Raw genomic sequence first — 26,817 nt, 5'->3', positions numbered from 1 at the left:
CCGGCCCGGGGTGACGCCGATCCGCCTCGGGTCAGGCGGTCAGGGGGTCGCGGGGGTGCCGAGCTCGTTGTCGAGGATGTCGAACAGCTCGTCCGCGGTGACCTCGTTCAGGTCCTCCTGGCCACGGTCCGGGATCTCCGGCGTGGCATACCCCTGGGCGTCCATCAACGGTCCGTCGAGCCGGCCGGCCAGCTCCCGCAGCCGCTCGGCCAGCCGCGCCCTGCCGGGGCCGGCGGGCGGGGCGGCGGTCATCAGGAGGGACTCCAGCCTTTCCAGGTCGGACTCCACCCCCGATGCGGGTACGGCGGGCACGAGGCGCTCGGCGATGTAGGCGGCGACCTCCGCCGCACTCGGATAGTCGAAGATCAGCGTGGCGGGCAGCCGCAGCCCACTGGCCGCGTTCAGCTGATTGCGCAGCTCGACCGAGCCGAGCGAGTCGAAGCCCAACTCGCCGAAGGCACGGTCGGGTTCGATGGCGTCGCCGGAAGCGTGACCGAGTACGGCCGCCGCGTGGCCCCGTACGACGTCCAGGATGATCCGATTCCGCTCCTCCTCGTCGTGCCCTGCGATGCGGTCGGCCAGCGGGGCGCCGCCCGTGGACGCCGGCCCCGCCGCGGCCCGCTTGCGCGTGGCCGGGACCAACCCCCGGAGCAAGGCGGGCAGTTCGTCACTCCGGGTACGCAACGCGGCCGTGTCCACCTGGAGCGGGACGGTCACCGGCCTGCCCGACGCCAGTGAGGCGTCGAACAGGGCGAGCGCTTCCTCCTCCGACAGGGCGGGCGTGCCGGCGCGGCGCATGCGCTCCAGGTCCGCTTCGGTGAGGTGGGCGGCCATGCCGGTGCTGACGTCCCAGAGGCCGAAGGCCATCGCGGTGGCCGCCAGCCCCTCCGCGCGGCGGTGAGCCGCGAGCGCGTCGAGGAAGACGTTGGCGGCCGCGTAATTGCCCTGACCGGCCGCCAGCACCAGACCGCCCGCCGACGAGAACATGACGAACGCCGACAGGTCCAGGCCCCGGGTCAGCTCGTGCAGATGCCAGGCCGCGTCCGCCTTCGGACGCAGCACGGCGTCCATGCGCTCGGGAGTGAGCGCACCGACCACACCGTTGTCCGCGACACCCGCGACATGCACCACACCCGACAGCGGAGCCGCCGGATCCACACCGTCCAGGAGGGCGGCGAGCGCCTCCCGGTCCGCGACATCGCAGGCCGCGACCGCGACCCGCGCACCCGCCCCCGTCAGGTCGGCGACGAGTTCGCCGACGCCGGGCGCGTCCGCGCCCCGCCTGCCGGCCAGCAGCAGATGACGCACCCCGTGCTCGGCGACGAGGTGGCGGGCCACCAGGGCGCCCAGGCCGCCGGTACCGCCGGTGATCAGAACCGTCCCCGTGCTGTCCCACGCGGGCCCGGTGTCATCCGCGTCGGCCGTCAACCGCGACAGCCGCGGAACCAGCAGTCCACCGGCGCGTACGGCCGACTCCGGCTCGCCCTGGGACAGGGCCGCGCCGAGATCGACCGACCCGTCGGTGTCCACCAGCACGAACCGGCCCGGGTTCTCCGCCTGCGCCGCGCGCACCAGACCCCACACCGGAGCCTGCCGCACATCGACGGCTTCTCCGTCGCCGACGGCCACCGCACCCCGCGTGACCACCGCCAGCACCGCGCCCTCGGCGCGGTCGTCCGCCAGCCACTCCTGCACCGCTGTCAGGACCCGCTGCGCGTGGGTCCGTACGTCCGCCAGCACGTCGGCGGTGGCCGGCACCTCGGCGCAGTCCAGGACCACGGCCTCGGGCGCGGCGGCCGGAGCGGGCGGCGGCGCGGGCTGCCACTCCACGTGGAGCAGCGCGTTTCCGGTGCCGGCGGTCAGCTGTTCCGGCGACACGGGCCGGGAGAGCAGGGACTCGACCGACAGCACGGGATTGCCGTGCTCGTCGGCGACGGTGAGCGAGAGGCCGTCCTGCTGGGCGACGGGGGTGATCCGCACCCGCAGGGCCTTGGCTCCCGGGGCATGCAGTGCGACACCGTTCCAGGCGAAGGGCAGCAGGGTCTGTCCGCCGCCTTCGCGGCCCGGAATGCCGAGCAGGCCGACGTGCATGGCCGCGTCGAGCAGGGCGGGGTGGAGCCCGAACCGGGCGGCGTCCTCGTGGGCCCGCTCCGGCAGGGCGACCTCGGCGTAGAGGGCGTCGCCCAGCCGCCAGGCCGCCTTGAGGCCTTGGAACGTCGGCCCGTAGTGATAGCCGACGGCGGCGAGGTCCGGGTAGGCGGCGGACACGGGAAGCGCCTCGGCTCCCGTCGGCGGCCAGTTGGTGAGCGCCTCCCCGGCATCGGCGGGCGGCGAGGACAGCACGCCTTCGGCGTGGCGGGTCCACGGCAGGTCCGGCTGGTCGTCGGCGCGCGAGTGGACCGCAACGGTCCGGCGCCCCGTCCCGTCGGCCGGGCCGACGACGACCTGGACGGCGATGCCGCCCCGGTCGGGCAGGATCAGCGGAGCCTGCAGGGTGAGTTCTTCGAGCAGTCCGCAGCCCACCTGGTCGCCGGCGCGTACCGCCAGCTCCACGAAGCCGGTACCCGGCAGCAGGACGCTTCCCAGGACCTCGTGATCGGCGATCCAGCCGTGGCTGCTCGCGGACAGCCGGCCGGTGAGTACCGCTCCCCCGTCGTCGGGCAGCTCGACGGCGGCGCGCAGCACGGGGTGGTCGATCGCGACCTGCCCGGCGTCGGCAGTTCCGCCGGCCGCCGAAGGGGCCGTCATCCAGTAGCGGGTGCGCTGGAAGGCGTAGGTGGGCAGGTCGACGCGGCGGGCGCCGGTACCGGCGTGGAACGCCTCCCAGTCGACGGCCACGCCGTGGACGTGGAGCTGGGCCACGGCGGCGACCAGGGTCTCCGGCTCGGAGCGGTTCTTGCGCACGGCCGCGACGAGCACGGCGTCGTCCAGGCTCTGCGCGGCGAGGCCGGTCAGGATCCCGTCCGGGCCGATCTCCAGGAACCGGGTCACACCCTGCTGCTCCAGCGCGAGCACCGCGTCGGCGAAACGGACGGCCTCACGGACCTGCCCGACCCAGTACTCGGGCGACTGCCACGCCTCCGACAGCTCACCCGAGACCGTGGAGACCACCGGGATACGGGGCTCCGCGAAACTCAACCCATCGGCTACGGAACGGAATTCGTCCAGCATCGGGTCCATCAGAGCCGAGTGGAACGCGTGCGACACCGACAGACGGCTGGTCTTGCGACCCGCCGCCGAGAAGTGCTCACCCACGGCCAGCACCCCGGCCTCGACACCCGAGACCACCACCGACTGCGGACCGTTCACCGCCGCGACACCGACACCATCGGACAGCAGCGGCAGCACCTCCGCCTCCGTGGCCTGCACGGCCAGCATCGCACCACCCGCAGGCAGCGCCTGCATCAGACGGCCACGCGCCACCACAAGTTGAGCCGCATCCGCCAACGACAACACACCGGCGACATGCGCCGCCGCCAGCTCACCGATCGAATGACCGGCCACCACATCGGGCTTCACACCCCACGCCTCGACCAGCCGGAACAACGCCACCTCAAGCGCGAACAACGCCGGCTGGGTGATCGCCGTCGCGTTCAACGCCTCCGCGTCCCCACCCCACACCACCTCACGCAACGAGCACCCCAGATGCCCGTCGACCTCCGCACACACCGCGTCGAAAGCCTCGGCGAACACCGGGAAGGACACGTACAACTCCCGCCCCATCCCCAGCCACTGCGCACCCTGCCCCGTGAACAGGAACGCCGTCCGGCCCTTCGCCACCGCCCCGCTGACCACCCCCGGGTACTGCTGCCCCGCGGCCAGCGCCGCCAGTGCACCCGGGCGGTCGTCGCCCACGATCACCGCCCGGTGCTCCATGGCACCGCGCGAGGTGGCGAGTGCGTGCCCGATGTCCTCGGGGCGGTACGCGTCCGCCACCGCGAGCAGCCGCTCGGCCTGGCCGGCCAGCGCCTTCGCGGACTTCGCCGACAACACCCACGGCACGACGGGCAGTCCGGCCCCCGGCTCGCCGGCGGCTTCGGCCACGGCTTCCCGCGGCGCCTCCTCGACGATCACGTGCGCGTTCGTCCCGCTCAGCCCGAACGAGGAGACGGCGGCCCGGCGCGGCCGGTCCGTAGCGTCCCACTCGCGCGCCTCGGTCAGCAGTTCCACGTCACCCGCCGACCAGTCGATCTGGTCCGAGCGCTCCTCGGCGTGGAGGGTCGGCGGCAGCACACCGTGCCGCATCGCCATCACCATCTTGATGATGCCCGCGACACCGGCGGCCGCCTGCGTGTGACCGAAGTTGGACTTGACGGAGCCCAGCCACAGCGGCTGCCCCTCGGCCCGCCCCTGGCCGTACGTCGCCAGCAGCGCCTGCGCCTCGATCGGGTCGCCCAGCCGGGTGCCCGTACCGTGCGCCTCCACCGCGTCCACCTCGGCCGCCGACAGACCGGCGTCCGCCAGGGCCTGGCGGATCACCCGCTGCTGCGCGGGCCCGTTCGGCGCGGTCAGACCGTTCGACGCACCGTCCTGGTTCAGCGCCGAACCCCGCACCGTCGCCAGGACCGGGTGCCCGTTGCGCCGAGCGTCCGAAAGCCGCTCCAGCAGCAGCATTCCGGCGCCCTCGCCCCAGCCGGTACCGTCCGCGCCCGCGCCGAAGGACTTGCACCGGCCGTCCATGGACAGGCCGCGCTGCTCGCTGAAGTACACGAGCATGTCGGGCGTGGACATCACGGTCACACCGCCCGCCAGGGCCAGGGAGCACTCGCCCGATCTCAGCGCCTGCGCCGCCATGTGCAGTGCGACCAGCGAGGACGAGCACGCCGTGTCCACGGTGACGGCGGGCCCCTCCAGCCCCAGGGTGTAGGCGACCCGGCCGGAGACGAGACTGCCCGCCGTGCCGCCCGCGTAGTCGTGGTACATCACACCGGCGTAGACACCCGTCCGGCTGCCCTTGAGTACGCCCGGGTCGACTCCCGCGCGCTCGATGGCCTCCCAAGAGATCTCCAGCAGCAGCCGCTGCTGCGGGTCCATGGTCAGCGCCTCGCGCGGGCTGATCCCGAAGAAGGCCGGGTCGAACTCGGCCGCGTCGTAGAGGAAGCCTCCGTCGCGGGCGTACGACTTGCCCGGCACGCCGGGTTCCGGGTCGTAGACGCCGGGGTCCCAGCCCCGGTCGTCGGGCAGGGGGGCGATCGCGTCCACGCCGTCGGCGACCAGCCGCCACAGGCCGTCCGGCGTGGTCACCCCGCCCGGGTAGCGGCAGGCCATGCCGACGATCACGATCGGGTCGTCGTCCGTGGCGCGGACGGCGACGGCCGCCCCCTGCGCGGAGCCCGCGTCCGGGGTGCCGTCCAGGAGTTCCCGCACGTACGTCGCGGCCGCTTCGGCCGTCGGGTAATCGAAGATCAGCGTGGCCGGAAGTCGCAGTCCGGTGGCCGAGTCGAGCCGGTTGCGCAGTTCGACGGCGGTCAGCGAGTCGAAGCCCAGCTCGTCGAAGGCGCGCCCGGGTTCGATGGCGTCGCCCGAGGCGTGTCCCAGGACCGTCGCGACCGTCGTACGGACCAGGTCGAGCACGGCAGCGGCGCGGTCCGCTCCGCTCAGACCGGCGAGCCTGCCGCGCAGTGCCGGGGAGCCGGACCCGGTACGGGTCGTCCGGCGTCCGGGGGTGCGTACGAGGCCGAGCAGCAGGGCGGGGATCCCGTCGGCGTGCGCGCGCAGCACGCCGAGGTCCAGGCGGACCGGCACGGTGGCGGCGGCGCCCGATCGCAGCGCGGCGTCGAAGAGGGCGAGGCCGCTGTCGGCTGGGATGGCGGGGGTGCCCGCCTGCCGCATCCGCTCCAGTTCGGCGGCGCCGAGCCGGGTGCCCATGCCGCCCGCGGTGTCCCACAGCCCGAAGGCCATGGAGACGGCGGCGAGTCCGCCGGAGCGGCGGTGGGCGGCCAGGGCATCGAGGAAGGCGTTGGCGGCCGCGTAGTTGCCCTGTCCCGTCGAGCCGAGGGTGCCGGCGATGGACGAGAAGAGGACGAACGCGGTGAGGCCGAGGCCTTCGGTCAGCTCGTGCAGGTGCCAGGCGGCATCCGCCTTGGGGGCGAGGACGCCGGTCACGCGTTCGGCGGTGAGCGAGGTGATCATCGCGTCGTCGAGTACGCCCGCCGCGTGGACGACTCCGCGCAGCGGGTGCGCGGGATCCACCCCGGCCAGGAGCGCCGCAAGGGCGTCCCGGTCGGACACGTCGCACGCGGCGACCGAGACGCTCGCGCCCAACTCCTCCAGTCCGGCGACGAGTTCGGTGACGCCCGGCGCGTCCGCGCCGCGCCGGCCGGCCAGCAGCAGGTGCCGGACCCCGCGCTCTGCCGCCAGGTGCCCGGCCACCAGGGCGCCCAGGCCGCCGGTGCCGCCGGTGATGAGGACCGTCCCGTCCGGGTCCCACACGGTCTCGGGTCCGGCCGCGGCCGCGACCCGGACCAGCCGGGGAACCAGTACCCGGCCGTCGCGCACGGCCGACTCCGGTTCGCCCTGGGCCCGCAGGAGGCCGGAGCCCTCGGCCCCGTCCTGCGTGTCCAGGAGCACGAACCGGCCGGGGTTCTCCGCCTGCGCCGCCCGCACCAGGCCCCATACCGGTGCCTGCCGCACGTCGACCGGATCGCCGTCACCGACCGCGACCGCACCGCGCGTGACGACCACGAGGGTCGACGCGGCGAACCTCTGGTCGGCCAGCCACGTCTGCAGCACCTCCAGGACCCGGCCGGTGAGGGCGTGGACGGCGGACGGCACGTCCTCGCCGGTCACCGCGCACTCCAGGACGACCGTGTCGCCTACCGGGCCCTCGGCGGGCACGTCCTCCCACCGCGTCCACTCCCCCGGCGAGGCGGCTTCGGCCGCAGGCTGCCATACGACGCGGTAGAGCGGGTCCGCGGCAGGGCCGCCGGTCCCGGACTCCTCCACGGCGCGGCCGACGACACCGCCGACCGCCGCGACCGGGGCGCCGCCCGCGTCCGCGATCTCCAGGGAGAGGCTCTGCGGGGTGGGCCGGGAAATCCGTACGCGGGCCGCCGAGGTGCCGGCCGCGAACAGCCGGACGTCCTTCCAGACGAACGGCAGGACCGTGGCGCCGTCGTCGCCGTCGGCGCCGTCCACCAGTGCGGCGTGCATCGAGGCGTCCAGCAGCGCCGGGTGCAGCCCGTACGCGTGCGCCTCCACGTCCTGGCCCAGCGTCACCTCGGCGTAGACGGCTCCGTCGAGCCGCCAGGCGGCGGTCAGGCCCTGGAAGGCCGGCCCGTAGGCGAGACCGCGCGCGCTCAGGGCCTCGTACGCGCCGTCGAGGGGGAGCGGAACCGCGCCCGGCGGGGGCCAGGCGGTGGCCAGGTCGAAGGCGGGCGTGTCCGCGCCTTCTGCCAGTACGCCTTCCGCGTGCAGGATCCAGTCGGAGTCCGGGAGGCTCTCGTCCCGCGCGTACACCCCGACCGTGCGGCGCCCGGTCCCGTCGGCCGCGCCGACGACCACCTGTACGGCGACGGCACCGCCCTCGGGGAGTACGAGGGGCGCGTGCAGAGCGAGCTCTTCGAGGACGTCGCAGCCCGCGTGGTCGCCCGCGCGGATCGCCAGTTCCACGAATCCCGAGCCGGGGAAGAGGATCGCGTCCCGCACCACGTGGTCGGCGAGCCACGGCTGCGCTGCGACGGCCAGCCGTCCGGTGAGGACGGCGCCGCCGGAGTCGGCCAGGGTCACCACCGCGCCGAGCAGCGGGTGCGCGTGGGCCGTCGCCGACCGCACCGCGTCGATCCAGAAGCGGGTGCGCTGGAAGGGGTAGGTGGGGAGGTCGACGCGCTGGGCGCCGGTGCCTGCGTAGTACGCCTGCCAGTCGACGCGTACGCCGTCCACGTGCAGCTGGGCGAGGGCTGCGACCAGCGCTTCGGGCTCGGGGCGGCTGCGGCGCAGGGCGGGTACGAGGACCGCCTTCTCGGAGGCGGCGCTCTGCTGGGCGAGTCCGGTGAGGATGCCGTCGGGGCCGATCTCCAGGAAGCGGGTCACGCCCTGTTGTTCCAGGGTGCGCACGGCGTCGGCGAAGCGGACGGCCTCGCGCACCTGCCCGACCCAGTACTCGGGCGACCGCCACGCCTGGCTCGGCTCACCCGTCACCGTGGACACGACCGCGATCCGCGGCTCGGCGTACGTCAACTGCCCTGCCACGGCCCGGAATTCGTCCAGCATCGGGCCCATCAGCGAGGAATGGAAAGCGTGCGACACCGACAGTCGGCTGGTCTTGCGTCCGGCCGCGGTGAAGTGCTCACCCACGGCCAGGACCGCAGCCTCCACACCCGAAACGACCACGGATTCCGGCCCGTTGACCGCCGCGATACCGACACCGTCGCCCAGCAGCGGCAGCACCTCGTCCTCGGTGGCCTGCACGGCGAGCATCGCGCCACCCGCGGGCAGTGCCTGCATCAGACGGCCACGCGCCACGACCAGCCGGGCCGCGTCAGCGAGCGACAGCACCCCCACCGCGTGGGCGGCGGCCAGCTCACCGATCGAATGCCCGGCGACCACGTCGGGCTTCACGCCCCACGCCTCGACCAGCCGGAACAACGCCACCTCAAGCGCGAACAACGCCGGCTGCGTGATCGCCGTCGCGTTCAACGCCTCCGGATCCTCACCCCACACCACCTCACACAACGACCGCCCCAGATGCGGGTCGACCTCCGCACACACCGCGTCGAACGCCTCGGCGAACACCGGGAAGGACGCGTACAACTCCCGCCCCATCCCCAGCCGCTGCGCACCCTGCCCCGTGAAGAGGAAGGCGGTCCGCCCGCCGGTCCGTGCCTCGCCGGTCACCACGCCGGGGTGTTCCTCGCCCGCCGCGAGGGCGGCGAGGCCGCGCTCGGGGTCGCCGACGACCACCGCCCGGTGTTCGAACAGGGTGCGGGAGGCCGCCAGGGAGTGGCCGACGTCCACCGGCCGGAGCCCTGCGTCGCCCACTCTCCCGAGGAGGCCGGTCGCCTGGTCCGCCAGGGCCTGCGCGGTCTTCGCCGACACCGGCCACGGCACCACCGGCGGCAGCGATCCCGCGGTCACCTCCTCGGACGCCGGCTCCGCGGCCGGCGCCTGCTCCACGATCACGTGCGCGTTGGTACCGCTCAGCCCGAACGAGGAGATCCCCGCGCGCCGCGGCCGGCCCCCGGCCTGCCATTCCCGGGCCTCGGTGAGCAGTTCCACGTTCCCCGCCGACCAGTCGACCTGGTCCGAGGGCGCGTCCACGTGCAGGGTCCGCGGCAGCACTGCGTGCCGCATCGCCATGACCATCTTGATGATGCCCGCGACACCCGCCGCGGCCTGCGTGTGACCGAAGTTGGACTTGACGGAGCCCAGCCACAACGGCCGCTCCGGAGAACGCCCCCGCCCGTACGTGGCCAGCAGCGCCTGCGCTTCGATGGGGTCGCCCAGCCGGGTTCCGGTGCCGTGGGCCTCGACCGCGTCGACCTCGGCCGCCGATATCCCGGCGTCCGCCAGGGCCTGGCGGATGACCCGCTGCTGCGCCGGACCGTTGGGGACGGTCATGGCGCTGGACGCGCCGTCCTGGTTGACGGCTGAGCCGCTGACCAGCGCGAGCACCGGGTGCCCGTTGCGCCGGGCGTCGGAGAGCCGCTCCAGCAGCAGGACGCCCGCGCCCTCGCCCCAGCCCGTGCCGTCCGCGGCCGCAGCGAACGGCTTGCAGCGGCCGTCGGGCGCGAGCCCCCGCTGCCCGCTGAAGTACACGAGCATGTCGGGCGTGGACATCACGGTCACACCGCCCGCCAGTGCCAGGGAGCACTCCCCCGACCTCAGCGCCTGCGCCGCCATGTGCAGGGCCACCAGGGAGGACGAGCACGCCGTGTCCACGGTGACCGCCGGACCTTCGAGGCCGAGCGTGTACGCGGTGCGGCCGGAGACGAAGCTGCCCGCGCTGCCGTCCGCGTAGTCGTGGTACATCACCCCGGCGTACACACCGGTCCGGCTGCCCTTCAGCGTGGCCGGGTCGACCCCGGCCCGCTCGATGGCCTCCCAGGAGATCTCCAGCAGCAGCCGCTGCTGGGGATCCATGGTCAGGGCCTCGCGCGGGCTGATCCCGAAGAACGCCGGGTCGAACTCGGCCGCCTCGTACAGGAACGCGCCGTCGCGGGCGTACGACTTGCCCGGCACCCCGGGCTCCGGGTCGTAGACGCCCGGATCCCAGCCCCGGTCGGCCGGGAAGCCGGACACCGCGTCCGTTCCGTCGGCGACGAGCCGCCACAGGTCCTCCGGCGTGCCGGCCCCGCCCGGGTAGCGGCAGGCCATGGCCACGATCGCGATCGGGTCGTTGCTCGCGGCGGTGAGCCGGGCGTTCTCCTCGCGCAGCCGCTCGTTGTCCGTGAGTGACTTGCGCAGCGCTGCTACGACCTGTTCCACCGATGTGCTCACGTCATCCTCATAATTCAGGTCGGGGTCAGCTGAGTTCGCCGCCGGCCAGGGCGGCTCGTACGAGGTCGTCCACGTCCATCTCCTCGATGGCCGCGCCCTGGTCGGCCGACGGGGCGCTCGGCCCCGCCGGAGCGTCCTGTGCCTGCGCCAGGCCGAGCAGCGCGTCGAGGAGGCCGGATTCGCGCAGGCGCGCCGCCGGGATCGACAGCAGGGCCCGCCTGATGCCGTCCTCGTCCAGGGGCTCCGCGGCCGCCGCGGCCGCCGGCTCGGGCTCCAGTTCCTCCAGCAGGAACCCGGCCAGGGCCGCCGAGTTGGGGTAGTCGAACATCAGCGTGGCGGGCAGCCGCAGCCCGGTCGCCTTCTGGAGCCGGTTGCGCAGTTCGATCGCCCCGAGGGAGTCCAGTCCGAGCTCGGTGAAGCCCCGGTCGGCCGCGACACCCGAGGGGTCGCCGTGGCCGAGCACGGCTGCCGCGTGGCCCCGTACCAGCTCCTCCAGGTAGCGGACCCGCTCCGGTCCGCCCTCCAGTCCGGCCAGCTTGCCCCGCACCAGGGATCCGCCGGTGTCCCCGGAGCCGGCGGACGGAACCGCGGCGGCCTTGACGGCCTTGCGGGCGGGCGGACCGGCCAGGGCCCGCAGCAGGGCCGGGATCTCGTCGGCCCGCTCGCGCAGCGCGGCACGGTCGAGCCGGACGGGTGCGAGCAGGGCCTCGTCCCGGCCCAGCGCGGCGTCGAACAGGGCGAGTCCGTCGCCGAAGGACAGTTCCAGGACTCCGGAGCGGCCCATCCGGCGCAGGTCGGCCTCGGTGAGCTCCGGGCCCTCGCCGACGGTGCCTTCCCACAGGCCCCAGGCCAGCGAGGTGGCGGCGAGTCCGGCAGCGCGGCGGTCGGCGGCGAGCGCGTCGAGGAAGACGTTCGCCGCCGCGTAGGTGGCCTGCCCGGCGGACAGGATCTGGCCGCCGGCCGAGGAGTAGAGGACGAAGGCGGTCAGGCCCAGGTCCTTCGTCAGCTCGTGCAGGTGCCAGGCCGCGTCCACCTTGGGCCGCAGCACCTTGCTCACCTGCTCCTTGGTGACCGCGCCGACCAGGGCGTTGTCCATGACTCCGGCCGCGTGCACGACGCCGGTCAGCGGGTGCCCGGCGGGGATCTCGTCCAGCAGGGCCGCGAGCGCGTAGCGGTCGGCCGCGTCGACCGCGACGATCCGTACGGTGGCGCCCGACGCGGCGAGCTCCTGCTGGAGTTCGGCGGCTCCGGGGGCGTCCGTACCGCGGCGGCTGGTCAGTACGAGGTGGCGTACGCCGGCCTCGGCGACGAGGTGCCTGGCGAGCACCGCGCCCAGCAGGCCGGTGCCGCCGGTGATCAGCACGGTGCCGTCCGGGTCCCACGCCAGGGGCTGCGCACCACCGGAGGTGGCGGCGTAGCGGGGTACGAGGACCTCGCCGCGGCGGACGGCGATCTCGGTCTCCGCCGAGACGACGGCGGCGGGCAGGGCCCGTACCGATTCCGGCGCCTCGTCGAGGTCGACGACGGTGAAGCGGCCCGGGTTCTCGGCCTGCGCCGCGCGCAGCACGCCCCACAGCGGGGCCTGCACGCAGTCGACGCCGTCGCCGTCCCCGGCCACCACCGCGTTCCGGGTGACGAGCACCAGACGGGAGTCGGTGAACCGCTCGTCGGCCAGCCACTGCCCGAGCCCGTCGAGGAGCCGGCCCACGGACGTCCGGACCTGCTCGGGCACCCCGCCGGTCGTACCGAAGACATCGGAGACGTCCGGTGCGGTCAGCACGACCGTGCCCGGAACCCGCTGCTCCGCCGCGAGGTCGGTGAGCGAGGACACCGACCGGAAACCGGCGAGGCCGGATCCGACCACCACCCAGTCGTCCAGGGGGACCGTGGCCTGGGCCGACGCCGGGGCGCCGGACGGCTGGTGGGCCTGCCAGTCGACACGGAACAGCTGCGCGCCGCGGCTGTCGCCGTTGCCCACCAGCTGCTCGGCGGACACCTCGCGCACCACCAGGGACTCCACCGTGGCCACGGGCTCGCCGGTCGGTGCGGTGATCCGCAGGGCGACGGCGTCGGGGCCGGGCTTGGTCAGCCGCACGCGGAGGGCGGCGGCTCCGGTGGCGTGCAGGGTGACGCCGTTCCAGACGAAGGGCAGGGCCGCCCGGACCGGACCCTCGTGATCCGCGTCGAAGATCCGCTCCGCGTGCAGGGCCGCGTCGAGCAGGGCGGGGTGCAGGGCGAACGCGGCGGCGTCGGTGCGGGCGTGGTCGGGCAGCGCGATCTCGGCGAAGAGCTCGTCGCCGCGCCGCCAGGCCGTCGTGAGGCCCTGGAAGACCGGGCCGTACCCGTATCCGAGTCCGGCGAGGTCCTCGTACATCCCGCTCACGTGCACCGGCTCGGCGCCGGCCGGGGGCCACGTCTCCAGGTCTGCGGCGGGGACCGCCGGCTCCGGAGCGAGGACACCGCGGGCGTTGCGGGTCCACGCGGCGTCCGCGGCCAGGTTCTCGGCGCGCGAGTACACGGTGACGTCCCGGCGCCCGGTCCCGTCGGCCTCGCCCACGACGACCTGCACGGCGACTCCGGTGTTGCCGGGCAGCAGCAGCGGGGTCTCCTGGGTCAGCTCCTCCAGCTGGGCGCAGCCCGCCTCGTGCCCGGCGCGCAGGGCCATCTCCACGTACGCGGTGCCCGGCAGCAGGACGTTGCCGTGTACGGCGTGGTCGGCGAGCCAGGGATGCGTGGGGACGGAGATCCGGCCGGTGAGGACCGGGGCTCCGGTCTCGGGCGAGACCACGACCGCGCTGAGCAGGGGGTGCCCGGCGGGGAGCTGGCCCAGTCCGGCCGCGTCACCGACGGCGGCGGGGGCGTCGAGCCAGTAGCGGGTGCGTTGGAAGGCGTAGGTGGGCAGGTCGACGCGGCGGGCGCCGGTACCGGCGTGGAACGCCTCCCAGTCGACGGCCACGCCGTGGACGTGGAGCTGGGCCACGGAGGCGACCAGGGTCTCCGGCTCGGAGCGGTTCTTGCGCACGGCCGCGACGAGCACGGCGTCGTCCAGGCTCTGCGCGGCGAGGCCGGTCAGGATCCCGTCCGGGCCGATCTCCAGGAACCGGGTCACACCCTGCTGCTCCAGCGTGCGGACGGCGTCGGCGAAGCGGACGGCCTCACGGACCTGCCCGACCCAGTACTCGGGCGACTGCCACGCCTCCGACAGCTCACCCGAGACCGTGGAGACGACCTGCACGCGAGGAGCGTTGAAGGTCAAGGCCTCGGCAACGGTCCGGAACTCGTCCAGCATCGGGTCCATCAGAGCCGAGTGGAACGCGTGCGACACCGACAGACGGCTGGTCTTGCGACCCGCCGCCGAGAAGTGCTCACCCACGGCCAGCACCCCGGCCTCGACACCCGAGACCACCACCGACTGCGGACCGTTCACCGCCGCGACACCGACACCATCGGACAGCAGCGGCAGCACCTCCGCCTCCGTGGCCTGCACGGCCAGCATCGCACCACCCGCAGGCAGCGCCTGCATCAGACGGCCACGCGCCACGACCAGCCGGGCCGCGTCGGCGAGCGACAGCACACCGGCGACATGCGCCGCCGCCAGCTCACCGATCGAATGACCGGCCACCACATCGGGCTTCACACCCCACGCCTCGACCAGCCGGAACAACGCCACCTCAAGCGCGAACAACGCCGGCTGGGTGATCGCGGTCGCGTTCAACGCCTCCGCGTCCCCACCCCACACCACCTCACGCAACGAGCACCCCAGATGCCCGTCGACCTCCGCACACACCGCGTCGAACGCCTCGGCGAACACCGGGAAGGACACGTACAACTCCCGCCCCATACCCAGCCACTGCGCACCCTGCCCCGTGAACAGGAACGCCGTCCGCCCGGCCGCCCGAGCGGATCCGCGGACGCCGTCCCCGGCGAGGAAGGCGTCGAGCTCGCGCAGTGCGCTCGGGGTGTCCGCGGCCAGGACCGCCCCGCGGTGTTCCAGCGCCGCACGGCCGGTGGCCAGGGTGTAGGCGACGTCGCCGAGGTGCAGGTCCGGATCGGCGAGCAGCCGGGCGCGCAGGGCCTGTGCCTGGCGGGCCGGGCCGTCCTCGTCCGAGCCGGACAGCAGCAGCGGCCACGCCGCGGGCGCGTCGGCCGTCGCGGGCACCGAAGGAGCGGGTGCCACGGCCGGCTCCGGTGCCTCCTCGACGATCAGGTGGGCGTTGGTGCCGCTCAGCCCGAACGAGGAGACGGTGGCGCGGCGCGGCCGGTCGGCCCGCCGGGGCCACGGCCTGGCCTCGGTGAGCAGCCGTACGTTCCCGGCCTCCCAGTCGACCTCGGGCGAGGGCTCGTCCACGTGGAGGGTCTTGGGCATCAGGCCGTTGCGGAGGGCCATGACGGACTTGATGACACCGCTGACGCCTGCCGCGGCCTGGGCGTGTCCGATGTTGGACTTGATGGAACCCAGCCACACCGGGTCCTCGGCGGGCCGCCCCCGGCCGTACGTCGCGAGCAGCGCCTGGGCCTCGATCGGGTCGCCCAGCCGGGTGCCCGTGCCGTGGCCCTCGACGAGGTCCACGTCGGAGGTGGTGAGGCCGCAGGTGGCGAGCGCGCGCTGGATGACCCGCTGCTGCGAGGGACCGTTGGGGGCGGTCAGGCCGTTGCTGGCGCCGTCCTGGTTGATCGCCGAGCCGCGGATCACGGCGAGGACGTCGTGACCCAGGCGCTGGGCGTCGGAGAGCCGCTCGACGAGCAGCAGGCCGACTCCCTCCGCCCAGCCCGTGCCGTCCGCGCCGCCCGCGAAGGCCTTGCAGCGGCCGTCGGCGGACAGTCCGCGCTGCTGGGCGAACTCGACGTAGATCTCGGGCGTCGACATCACCGTGACACCGCCGGCCAGGGCCATCCCGACCTCGCCGCGACGCAGTGCCTGGCAGGCCATGTGGAGGGCGACGAGGGAGGAGGAGCAGGCCGTGTCCACGCTGACCGCCGGGCCCTCGAGGCCGAGGGTGTAGGCGACGCGGCCGGTGAGGATGGACGCCGCGGTGCCGTTGCCGAGGTAGCCGGCGACGTCGTCGGGGATGTGCTGGAGGCGCGAGCCGTAGTCGTGGTACATGACGCCCGCGTAGACACCGGTCTGGCTGCCGCGCATGGTCGTGGGGTCGATGCCGGCGCGTTCGAACGCCTCCCAGGCCGCCTGGAGCAGGAGCCGCTGCTGCGGGTCCATGGCGATGGCCTCGCGGGGGCTGATCCCGAAGAACGCCGGGTCGAACTCGGCGGCGTCGTAGAGGAAGCCGCCTTCCCGGGCGTACGTCTTGCCGTGCAGGCCGGGTTCCGGGTCGTAGATGCCGTCGGTGTCCCAGCCGCGGTCGGCGGGGAAGCCGGCGATGGCGTCGCGGCCCTCGGCGACGAGGTCCCACAGGTCCTCGGCGGAGCGTACGCCGCCGGGGAAGCGGCAGCTGATGCCGACGATCGCGATGGGTTCGTCGTCCGACAGGCCCACCGGGGCGGTCTGCTCGGGGGCGGTTTCCGGTTCCGTGCCGCCGAGTTCCGTGTCGAGGTACTCGGCGACGGCGCGGGTGGTCGGGTAGTCGAAGACGAGCGTGACGGGAAGCCTGAGGCCCGTCGCGGAGTTGAGGGCGTTGCGCAGTTCGACGGCTGCCAGGGAGTCGAAGCCCAGTTCCTTGAAGGCACGGTCCGCTCCGACGGTGTCCGCGGACTCGTGGCCGAGGACGGCGGCGACCTGCGTGGCGACCATGTCGAGGAGGGCCCGGCGGCGTTCGGCGGCGCCGAGGGCGGCCAGCCTGCGGGCGAGGCTGTCGCCGACGGGCGCGGCGTTCGCCGCGCTGCGGCGGGTCGTGGGCCGGCCGGCGGCCGCGGCGGCGCGCAGCAGCGGCGGGACGTCGGCGCCCCGGGCGTGCAGGGCTGCCGGGTCGACGACGAGGGGGGCGAGCAGGGCGCGGCGGGTGCGCAGGGCCTGGTCGAAGAGTTCGAGGCCGTGCGCGGCGGGCAGGGCGGGCAGGCCGAGCCGGTTCATCTTCTCGATGTCGGCGTCGGTGAGCTCGCCGCCGAGGCCGGTGTTGACCGCCCACAGGCCGTACGCGAGGGAAGTCGCGGGGAGTCCGGCCGCGCGCCGGTGCGCTGCCAGTGCGTCCAGGAAGACGTTGGCGGCCGCGTAGTTGCCCTGACCGGCGGGCAGGACGAGTCCGCCCGCCGAGGAGAACAGCACGAACGCCGTCAGCGGGAGGTCCTGGGTCAGTTCGTGCAGGTGCCAGGCGGCGTCCGCCTTGGGGCGCAGGACGGTGTCCAGGCGTTCCGGGGTGAGGGTGCCGATGAGGCCGGGGTCCACCACGCCCGCCGCGTGGACGACGCCGGTGAGCGGGTGCTCGTGGGGGATGCCGGCGAGGGTGCCGGCCAGTGCGGCGCGGTCGGCCGCGTCGCAGGCGGCGATCCGGACGTCCAGGGCTCCGGCCTCGATGAGGCGCTCGCGCAGGCCGGCGGCGCCGGGGGCGTCCGGGCCGCGGCGGCTGGTGAGCAGCAGGTGGCGTACGCCGTGCCGGGTGACGAGGTGGTGGGCGATGCGCGCGCCCAGGCCTCCGGTGCCGCCCGTGACGAGGACGGTGCCGTCGCCGTTCCAGGGGGAGTCCGCCTCGGGTACGGGCGTCGGCACCAGTCGCGGGATGAGGAATCGGCCGTCGCGCAGGGCGAGTTCCGGCTCGCCGTGGGCCAGGGCCGCGGCCGCGATGCCCGGGAACTCCACCGGGTCGACGTCCGGGTCGGTGTCGAGCAGGACGATCCTGCCCGGGTTCTCGGCCTGGGCCGCCCGGACGATGCCCCACACGGGGGCCTGGGTCAGGTCGGGGGCGGTGTCGCCGGTGGTGGCGACCGCGCCGCGGGTGACGACGAGCAGGGTGGTGAACTCGAACCGCTCGTCCGTCAGCCAGGACTGCAGCAGGCCCAGCACGTACGAGGTGACCGTGCGCGTGGCTTCGAGCAGGGGCCTGCGCACCGGGGTGGGGCAGCAGGCCAGCACGACGGCCGACGGGTCGCCGAGGATGGCCAGCCCGTACTCGTCGAGCACGACGGTGGAGGAGGAGTGGGCGGGTTCGGCCGGCTCGGGGAGCGCGGTCCACTCGATGTGCCGCAGGGCGTCGGAGAGGGTGCCGTCCACCGGCTCCAGCTGTTCGGCGGAGACGGGCCGGCAGATCAGCGAGCCCACGGTCATCACGGGGCGGCCGGTCTCGTCGGCGACGACCATCGCCGACTCCTCCGCGCCGCGGATGCGGCGTACGTACACGCGCAGGGCCGCGGCTCCGGTGGCGTGCAGGGCGACCCCGCTCCAGGCGAAGGGCAGCAGCGCTTCGGTGCCGCCCTCGCCCTGGTCGACCAGGACGTCCACGTGCATGGCGGTGTCCAGGAGGGCCGGGTGCAGGCCGTAGTCGCCGGCCTCGCCGCGCACCGTGTCGGGCAGGGCGACCTCAGCGAACAGTTCGTCGCCGCGCCGCCAGGCCGCCTTCAGGCCCTGGAAGGCGGGCCCGTAGCCGTATCCGCGCTCGCGCAGGCTCTCGTACGCCCCGGTCACGTCCACGGTGGTGGCGCCGGGCGGCGGCCACTGGGTGAGGTCCGCTTCGACCCGCGGGGGTTCGCCGGTGGCGAGGAAGCCGGTGGCGTGGCGGGTCCAGGCGCCCTCGGGGGCGCCGTCCAGGCGGGAGTGGATGTGCAGGGGACGGCGGCCGGTCTCGTCGGGGGCGCCCGCGGCGACGCGCAGGGCGGCGCCGCCGGTCGCGGGCAGGACGAGCGGGGCCTCCAGGGTCATTTCTTCCAGGAGGTCGCAGCCGACCTGGTCGCCGAGGCGTACGGCGAGTTCGACGAACCCGGTGCCCGGGAGCAGTACGGCTCCGTGCACACCGTGGTCGGCGACCCAGGGGTGTCCGGCGGCGGAGAGCCTGCCGGTCAGGACGACGGACCCCGACTCGGGCGACAGGACGGCCGCGCCGAGAACGGGGTGGTCGACGGCGTCGAGGCCGGCCGAGCCGACGTCTCCGGCCCTGGCCGGTACATCGAGCCAGTAGCGCCCCCGCTGGAAGGCGTAGGTGGGCAGGTCGACGAGGGTACCGGGGCGGCGGGCCGGGCCGCCGAGCACGGCGGTCCAGTCGACGGCGCTGCCGCGCGCCCAGGCCGCGCCGATGCCGGTGAGCGTCTCGCGGGCCTCGTCACGGTCGCGGCGCAGCAGGGGGACGAAGGCGGTGTCCTCACGGGTGGCGGAGCCCGCGCCGAGTGCGGTGAGGACCGCGTCGGGGCCGATCTCGACGAAGGTACGGGCGCCCAGTTCCTCGGCGCGGCGGACCGCGTCGGCGAAGCGGACGGGCTCGCGTACCTGGCCGGCCCAGTACTCCGGTGACTGCCACTGCGTGGAGGTGTCGCCGGTGACGGTGGAGACGACGGTGACGCGCGGCTCGTGGAACGTCAACCGCTCGGCCACCGTGCGCAGTTCGTCGAGCATGGGTTCCATGAGCGCCGAGTGGAAGGCGTGCGAGACCGACAGCCGGCTGGTCTTGCGGCCCGCGGCGGCGAAGTGCTCGCCCACGGCCAGCACCGCGGCCTCGGTGCCCGAGACGACGACGGACCGCGGGCCGTTGACCGCCGCGATGCCCGCCTCGTCGGTGAGCAGCGGCAGGACTTCCGCCTCGGTGGCCTGGACGGCGACCATCGCGCCGCCGACGGGCAGGGCCTGCATCAGTCGACCGCGTGCGACGACGAGCCGGGCCGCGTCGGCCAGCGACAGCACCCCCGCGACGTGAGCGGCGGCGAGCTCGCCGATCGAGTGACCGGCGACCACGTCGGGCGTGAGGCCCCAGGCCTCCACGAGCCGGAACAGGGCGACTTCGAGGGCGAACAGGGCGGGCTGGGCGATGGCGGTCGCGTTCAGCGCCTCCGCGTCCTCACCCCACACCACCTCGCGCAGCGACCGGCCCAGGTGCGGGTCGGTCTCCGCGCACACCGCGTCGAAGGCCTCGGCGAACACGGGGAAGGACGCGTACAGTTCGCGGCCCATCCCCAACCGCTGGGCGCCCTGCCCCGTGAAGAGGAAGGCCGTCTTGCCGTCCTGGGCCACGGCGGCGCCCGCGAGCAGCTCCAGCGAGCGGGAGAGCTCGGCGCGGTCGGCGCCGAGGGCGACGGCGCGGTGCTCCAGGGCCGCGCGTCCGGTGGCCAGTACGTCGGCGGCGGGGGCGAGTTCCTCGTCGGAGAGTTCCGCGAGGCGCTCGCGCAGGCGGTCGGCCTGGGCCCGCAGGGCCTCGGGGGTGGCGCCGGAGACCACCCAGGGAAGGGCGGGGAGCTCGGCGCCCGGCCCGGTCCCGGCCGCGGCGGCCGTCGCGACCCGCGCCTGCTGCTCGGGCGCCTGCTCGATGATCACGTGGGCGTTGGTGCCGCTGATCCCGAAGGAGGACACACCGGCCCTGCGCACCCCGCCGGACGCCACCCATGCGCGGGCCTCGGTGAGCAGTTCCACCTCACCGGCCGACCAGTCCACCTGGTCGGACGCCGTCTCGGCGTACAGGGTCCGCGGCAGCAGGCCGTGGTCCATCGCCTTGACCATCTTGATGATGCCCGCGACACCTGCGGCGGCCTGCGTGTGCCCCATGTTCGACTTGATGGAACCGAGCCACAGCGGCCGCCCCTCGGGGCGTTCCTGGCCGTACGTCTCCAGCAGGGCCTGCGCCTCGATCGGGTCGCCCAGCCGGGTACCCGTGCCGTGCGCCTCGACCACGTCGACCTCGGCCGCCGTCAGTCCGGCGTCCGCCAGTGCCTGGCGGATCACCCGCTGCTGCGCGGGGCCGTTCGGGGCGGTCAGGCCGTTGGAGGCGCCGTCCTGGTTGAGTGCCGAGCCGCGCACGACGGCCAGCACCCGGTGTCCGTTGCGCGTTGCGTCCGAGAGCCGTTCCAGGAGCAGGACGCCCGCGCCCTCACCCCAGCCCGTACCGTCCGCGCCCTCTCCGAAGGACTTGCAGCGGCCGTCGGCGGCGAGACCGCGCTGGCGGCTCATGTCGAGGAAGGTGTCCGGGGTGGACATGATCGTGACACCGCCGGCGAGGGCCAGCGAGCACTCGCCCGAGCGCAGCGAGCGCGCGGCCATGTGCAGGGCGACCAGCGAGGAGGAGCAGGCCGTGTCCACGCTGACCGCCGGGCCTTCGAGGCCCAGGACGTAGGAGACCCGCCCGGAGACCACGCTCGCCAGGCTGCCGTTGCCGTGGTAGCCGGCCACGTCCTCGGGGAGCGGGCCGAGCCGCAGCCCCCAGTCGTGGTACATCACGCCGGCGAACACGCCGGTGCTGCTGCCCTTGACGGACCGGGGGTCGATCCCGGCTCGTTCGAAGGTCTCCCAGGCGACCTCCAGCAGCAGCCGCTGCTGCGGGTCCATGGCCTGCGCCTCACGCGGGCTGATCCCGAAGAACGCCGGGTCGAACTGGGCGGCGTCGTAGAGGAATCCGCCCTCGGTGGAGTACGTCTTGCCGGGCTTGCCGATCTCCGGGTCGTAGAGGTCGCCCGCCCAGCCCCGGTCGGTGGGGAAGGGGCCGATGGCGTCCGCGCCGTCCGCGACCAGCTGCCACAGCTCCTCGGGCGAGGTCACCCCGCCCGGGTAGCGGCAGGCCATGCCGACGATCACGATCGGGTCGGCGTCGGTGGCGGCCTGCCCGCCGGGCGCGGCCGGGGCGGGGGCCGCGGAGGGGGCGGCCGCGCCGACGAGCTTGGTGACGAGGTGCTCGGCCAGGGCGGTCGCGGTGGGGTAGTCGAAGGTCAGGGTGGCGCTGAGCCGCAGGCCGGTGGCCGCGCCGAGGCGGTTGCGCAGCTCCACCGCGGCCAGCGAGTCGAAGCCGGTCTCGGTGAACGCCCGGGTCGCGGTGACCTCTTCGGCGCTCTGGTAGCCGAGTACGGCCGCGGCCTCGGTACGGACCAGCCGCAGCACCGTGGCGAGGCGGTCGGCCGCCCCGATTTCCGCGAGCCGCGCGCCGAGCGGCACCTGGGCGTTCGGTACGGAGGCGGCGGACGCCCCGGCCGCCGGACGGCGGACGGCGCTGCGCACGAGGGCCCGCAGCAGGGTGGGCGTGCCGTCGGAACGGCCGCGTACGGCACGGTGGTTCACGCGTACGGGGACCACCGTCGGCTCGTGGCCGGCCAGGGCCTTGTCCAGCTGGGCGAGGTTCTCCTCGAAGGACAGCGAGTCGAGGCCGAGGCGCTCGATGCGGGTGAGGGCGGCCGCGTCGAGGGTCGCGCCCATGCCGCCGCCGCCGGCCCACAGGCCCCAGGCGAGGGAGGTGACGACCTGGTCGGCCGCCGCGCGGCGGGCGGCCAGCGCGTCGAGGAAGAGGTTGGCGGCGGCGTAGTTGCCCTGGCCCGCGCCGTCGAGGACGGTCGACGCGGACGAGAAGAGGACGAAGGCGGTGAGGCCGAGGTCCGCGGTCAGCTCGTGGAGGTTCCAGGCCGCGTCCACCTTGGGCCGCATCACGGTGTCGAGCCGCTGCGCGGTGAGGGAGCCGGTCAGGCCGTCGTCGATGACGCCGGCCGCGTGCACCACGGCGCGCAGCGGGTGCGCGGCCGGGATCGCGGCGAGCAGCACGGCCAGGGCGTCCCGGTCGGCGACGTCGGTGGCGGTGACGGTGGCCTCGGCGCCCAGGGCGGCGAGGTCGGCGACGAGTTCGCGCGCTCCGGGGGCGTCCGGGCCGCGCCTGCTGGTGAGCAGGAGGTGGCGGACGCCGTGCCGCCGCACCAGGTGGCGGGCGAGTTCGGCGCCGACGCCGCCGGTGCCGCCGGTGATCAGTACGGTGCCGGTTTCGTCCCAGGGGGCCGGGCGCTCCTCGGCGGGAGCGGGTACGGCGGCCAGCCTCGGCACGTACGACCCGGCTCCCCGCAGGGCCAGTTCGGGTTCGGTGCCGGCGAGCGCGCGGCCGAGCGAGGCGAGTCCGGCCTCGTCGGTGTCGACGAGGGTGAAGCGGCCGGGGTTCTCCGCCTCGGCCGACCGTACGAGACCCCAGACGGGTGCCTGCGCGAGGTCGACGTCGGTGCCGGGTACGGCCGCGCCGTCGCGGGTGACGACGACCAGACGGGACTCGGCGTAGCGGTCGTTCTCCAGCCAGGTCCGCAGGGCGGCCAGCGCGTCGGCGGCCACCGTGCGGACGGCGGAGGGCAGGTCGCCGTCCGGGGTGGGGAGGGTGCGGTGGACGACGACGGGCGGCACCGGGCCGTCCGCCAGATCGGCGAGATCCGCGAACTCGGCGAACCCGACCGCGGTGGCGGGCAGTTCGACGGGGTTCCACTGCACGCGCAGCAGCGGGTCGGGCCGGTCCCCGGCGAGCTGCGCCCCGGTGACGGCGCGCAGCAGCAGCGAGTCGACCCGGGCGACGGGGGAGCCGTCGGCGGCGGCGACGGTGACCGCGAGCTCCTCGCTCCCGCGCGCGGTGATCCGTACGCGCACGGCGGAGGCGCCGGACGTGTACAGCGTGACCCCGTTCCAGGAGAAGGGGATCCAGGTGCCCTCGGGCCGGCTGCCGCGGGCCGCCAGGGCGTGGTCGGCGGGGTGCAGCGCGGCGTCCAGCAGGGCGGGGTGCAGTCCGTAGGCCGCGGCGTCCGCGCGCGCCGGCTGCGGGGGCTCGACCTCGGCGAAGACCTCGCCGTCGCGGAGCCAGGCGGCCTGAACGCCGTGGAAGGCGGGCCCGTAGCCGTAGCCCTCGTCCGCCATGTCGCCGTACAGGGTGCTGACGTCCAGCGGGACGGCGCCGGCCGGGGGCCAGGGGCCGGAGAGGGCGGCGGCGTCCGCTTCCGGGGCGGCGGGCGCGAGGACGCCGGTGGCGTGGCGCACCCAGCCGTCCTCGGCCTCGTCGGCGCTGTCGGCGCCGTCGGGGCGCGAGTAGCACTCGACGGCGCGGCGGCCGGCCTCGTCGGGGGCGGCGACGACCACCTGGAGCGCCACTCCGCCCGATTCGGGCAGGACCAGCGGGGACTGGAGCGTCAGCTCCTCGACCAACGCGCAGCCGGTCTCCGCGCCGGCCCGCAGGGCGAGTTCCACGAAGGCGGTGCCGGGCAGCAGGGTGACCCCGGCGATGGTGTGGTCGGCGATCCACGGGTGGGTACGCAGCGACAGCCGGCCGGTCAGGACGGTGCCGCCGGCGCCCGCGAGGTCGACGACGGATCCCAGCAGCGGGTGCTGGGCGGCGAGCTGGCCCAGCCCCGAGGGGTCACCGCCGGCCCGCTCGGGGGCGAGCCAGTAGCGCCGCGTGCGGAAGGCGTAGGTGGGCAGGTCGACGCGGCGGGTGTCGCGTCCCGCGTACACGGCGGCCCAGTCGAGCAGGGCGCCGCGGGTGTGGGCGAGGGCGGCGGCGCCGAGCGCCTCGCGGACCTCGTCCTTGCCGGCGCGCAGCATGGGCGCGAAGACCGTGTCGGCCTCGCGCTCCTCGGGCAGGCAGTGCTGGCCCAGCGCGCTGAGGACCGCGTCGGGGCCGAGCTCCAGGAAGGTGCGTACGCCGCCCTGCCCGGAGAGCCAGTCCACGGCGTCGGCGAACCGGACGGCCTCGCGGACGTGGCCGGTCCAGTAGTCGGGCGAGCGCAGTTCCTCGGAGGTGGCGAGCCGTCCGGTGACGGTGGAGACGATCGGGATGCGCGGCGCGGCGTAGGTGAGGATGCCCGCGACCCGCCGGAACTCTTCCAGCATCGGCTCCATGAGCGGCGAGTGGAAGGCGTGGCTGACCTGGAGCCGCTTGGTCTTGCGCCCCTGGTCGGCGAACCGGTCGGCGAGCGCCCGTACGGCGCTCTCCTCGCCCGAGAGGACCACGGAGTCGGGGCCGTTGACGGCGGCGACGGCGACCTGCTCGCCGAGGTACGGGAGGACCTCCTCCTCGGTGGCCTGTACGGCAACCATGGCTCCGCCCGGGGGCAGCTCCTGCATCAGGCGGCCGCGGGCGGCGACGAGGGTGGCCGCGTCCTCCAGGTTGAGGACGCCCGCGGCGTGGGCGGCCGCGATCTCGCCGATCGAGTGGCCGGCGAGGAAGTCAGGGCGCACGCCCCAGGACTCGACGAGCCGGAACAGGGCGGTCTCGACGGCGAACAGGGCGGTCTGGGCGTAGCGGGTCTCGTCGAGGAGGGCCGCGGCTTCGGAGCCGGGCTCGGCGAAGAGGACGTCCCACAGGGAGGTGTCGAGCTGGAGGTCGAGCCAGCCGATCGCGTCGGCGAGGGCGTCCGCGAACACGGGGTGGGTGTCGTACAGCTGCCGTCCCATGGCCAGGCGCTGGCTGCCCTGGCCGGTGAAGAGGAAGGCGAGGCGCCCGGCGGGGAGGGCCCCGGTGCGGGTTCCCGGGGTGCTCTGTCCGTCGGCGAGGGCGCGCAGCCCCTCCAGGAGTTCCTCCCGGTCGGCGGCCAGGACGGTGGCGCGGTGTTCGAGGGCGGCCCGGCCGGTGCCGAGCGAGTGCCCGACGTCGCCGGGGGTGAGCTCGGGCCGTTCGGCCAGGTACTGGGCGAGCCGCGCGGCCTGCGCGCGCAGGCCCTCGTCGGAGCGGCCTGCGACCGGTACGAGGGCGGGTACGGCGCCGGGCGTGAGGGCGTCGGCGCCGGTACCGGCGGGCGCGGGGGTGTCCGCCAGCGGCTCGCGGGGCGGCTCCTCCACGATGATGTGCGCGTTGGTGCCGCTGATGCCGAAGCCGGAGACGCCCGCCCGGCGCGGCCGGTCCTCGTCCGTCGGCCACGGCACGGGCTCGGTGAGCAGCCGTACGGTCCCGGCCGACCAGTCGACGTTCCCGCTGGGGGCGTCGACGTGCAGGGTCTGCGGGAGCACTCCGTGCCGCATCGCCATGATCATCTTCATCAGGCCGGCGACGCCGGCCGCGGCCTGGGTGTGCCCCAGGTTGGACTTCACCGAACCGAGCCACAGCGGCCGGTCCTCGGGGCGGTCCTTGCCGTAGGTGGCGATCAGCGCCCGGGCCTCGATCGGGTCGCCCAGCGTGGTGCCGGTGCCGTGCGCCTCGACCGCGTCGACCTCGTCGCCGGACAGCCCGGCGTCGGCGAGGGCCTGCAAGATGACGCGCTGCTGCGCCGTGCCGCTGGGGGCGGTGAGGCCGTTGCTGGCGCCGTCCTGGTTGACGGCCGATCCGCGGATGACGGCGAGCACCTGGTGTCCGTTGCGGCGGGCGTCGTCGAGGCGTTCCACGACGAGCAGGCCGACGCCCTCGGCGAAGGAGGTTCCGTCGGCGCCCGCGGCGAAGGCCTTGATCTGCCCGTCGGGGGCGAGCCCGCGCTGCCGGCTGAACTCGGTGAACAGGCCGGGCGTGCTCAGTACGGTGACACCGCCGGCCAGGGCCATGGAGCACTCGCCGCGGCGCAGCGACTGCACGGCCAGGTGCAGCGAGACCAGCGATCCCGAGCACGCCGTGTCGACGGTGAGCGCCGGGCCCTCCAGGCCCAGCGCGTAGGCGACGCGCCCCGAGGTGACGCTGAGCGCGCCGCCGGTGACGAGGTAGCCGGTCAGGCTCTCGGGGGCGTCCTGCACCCGCGGCCCGTACTCGGAGGGGCCAGCGCCGATGAAGACGCCGGTGCGGGTGCCGCGCAGCGAGGTCGGGTCGATGCCGGTCCGCTCCAGCGCCTCCCAGGCGGTCTCCAGCAGCAGCCGCTGCTGCGGGTCCATGGCCAACGCCTCGCGCGGGCTGATGCCGAAGAACTCGGCGTCGAACTCGGCGGCGTCGTGCAGGAACCCGCCGGTGCGGGTGTAGCAGGTGCCGGGTGTGGCCGGGTCGTCGTCGAACAGCGCGTCGAGGTCCCAGCCGCGGTTGTCGGGGAAGGGGCCGACGGCGGTGCCGCCCCGGGCGACCAGGTCCCACAGCTCCTCGGCCGAGCGGACTCCGCCGGGGAAGCGGCCGCCGATGCCGACGACGGCGATGGGCTCGCCGTCGAAGACCTCGGGGGCGGCCGCGGCCGGGGCGGGGTGCGCGGCCACCGGCTCGGCGGGTCCGCCCAGGAGTTCCGTACGGACGTACGCGGCCAGCAGCTCGGGGCTGGGGTGGTCGAACGCGGCGGTCACCGGCAGGCCCAGCCCGGTCGCGGCGTTGATCCGGGCGTGCAGGTCGACCAGGGCGATCGAGTCCAGGCCCAGTTCCTTGAAGGAGGTTCCGGTCGCGACCACCGGTTCGGTGTCGGGACGGGCCTTGCGGAGGATGTCGGCGGCCTGCGCACAGACCAGGTCGAGGAGAAGCCTGGACTGCTCGCTCCCGGGAAGTCCGGTCAGCCGGGCGGCCAGTTGGGCCCCCGGGCGGACCTCCGCGCCGGACAAGTCATCAGCGACAGGATCGAAGCCCGCGGACATCTGCACGCTCCCAGCTCGGTATCGATTGCCCCGGGTCAGTTCCGGCCACG

General features: G+C 74.9%; 2 protein-coding genes. Both read right to left on the bottom strand.

Annotated elements, in window-relative coordinates:
* Positions 1 to 39 precede the first annotated feature (39 nt).
* Positions 40 to 10,437, bottom strand: a complete 10,398-nt coding sequence (locus tag OG737_RS24820; RefSeq protein ID WP_328928357.1) for a type I polyketide synthase — start codon at positions 10,435 to 10,437, stop codon at positions 40 to 42.
* Positions 10,438 to 10,462: 25 nt separating this feature from the next.
* Entirely contained in the window at positions 10,463 to 26,767 is a 16,305-nt protein-coding gene (locus OG737_RS24815) for a type I polyketide synthase (protein WP_405921986.1), read from the bottom strand.
* Positions 26,768 to 26,817: the final 50 nt, after the last annotated feature.

The sequence above is a fragment of the Streptomyces sp. NBC_00122 genome (assembly GCF_045160845.1).
In the GTDB taxonomy this organism is placed as follows: Bacteria; Actinomycetota; Actinomycetes; order Streptomycetales; family Streptomycetaceae; genus Streptomyces.
This window is presented reverse-complemented; position numbering and strand designations above follow the sequence as displayed.

Coding starts and splice junctions, on each gene's coding strand:
- OG737_RS24815 (WP_405921986.1), bottom strand. CDS start 26,767: ATGTCCGCGGGCTTCGATCCTGTCGCTGATGACTTGTCCGGCGCGGAG.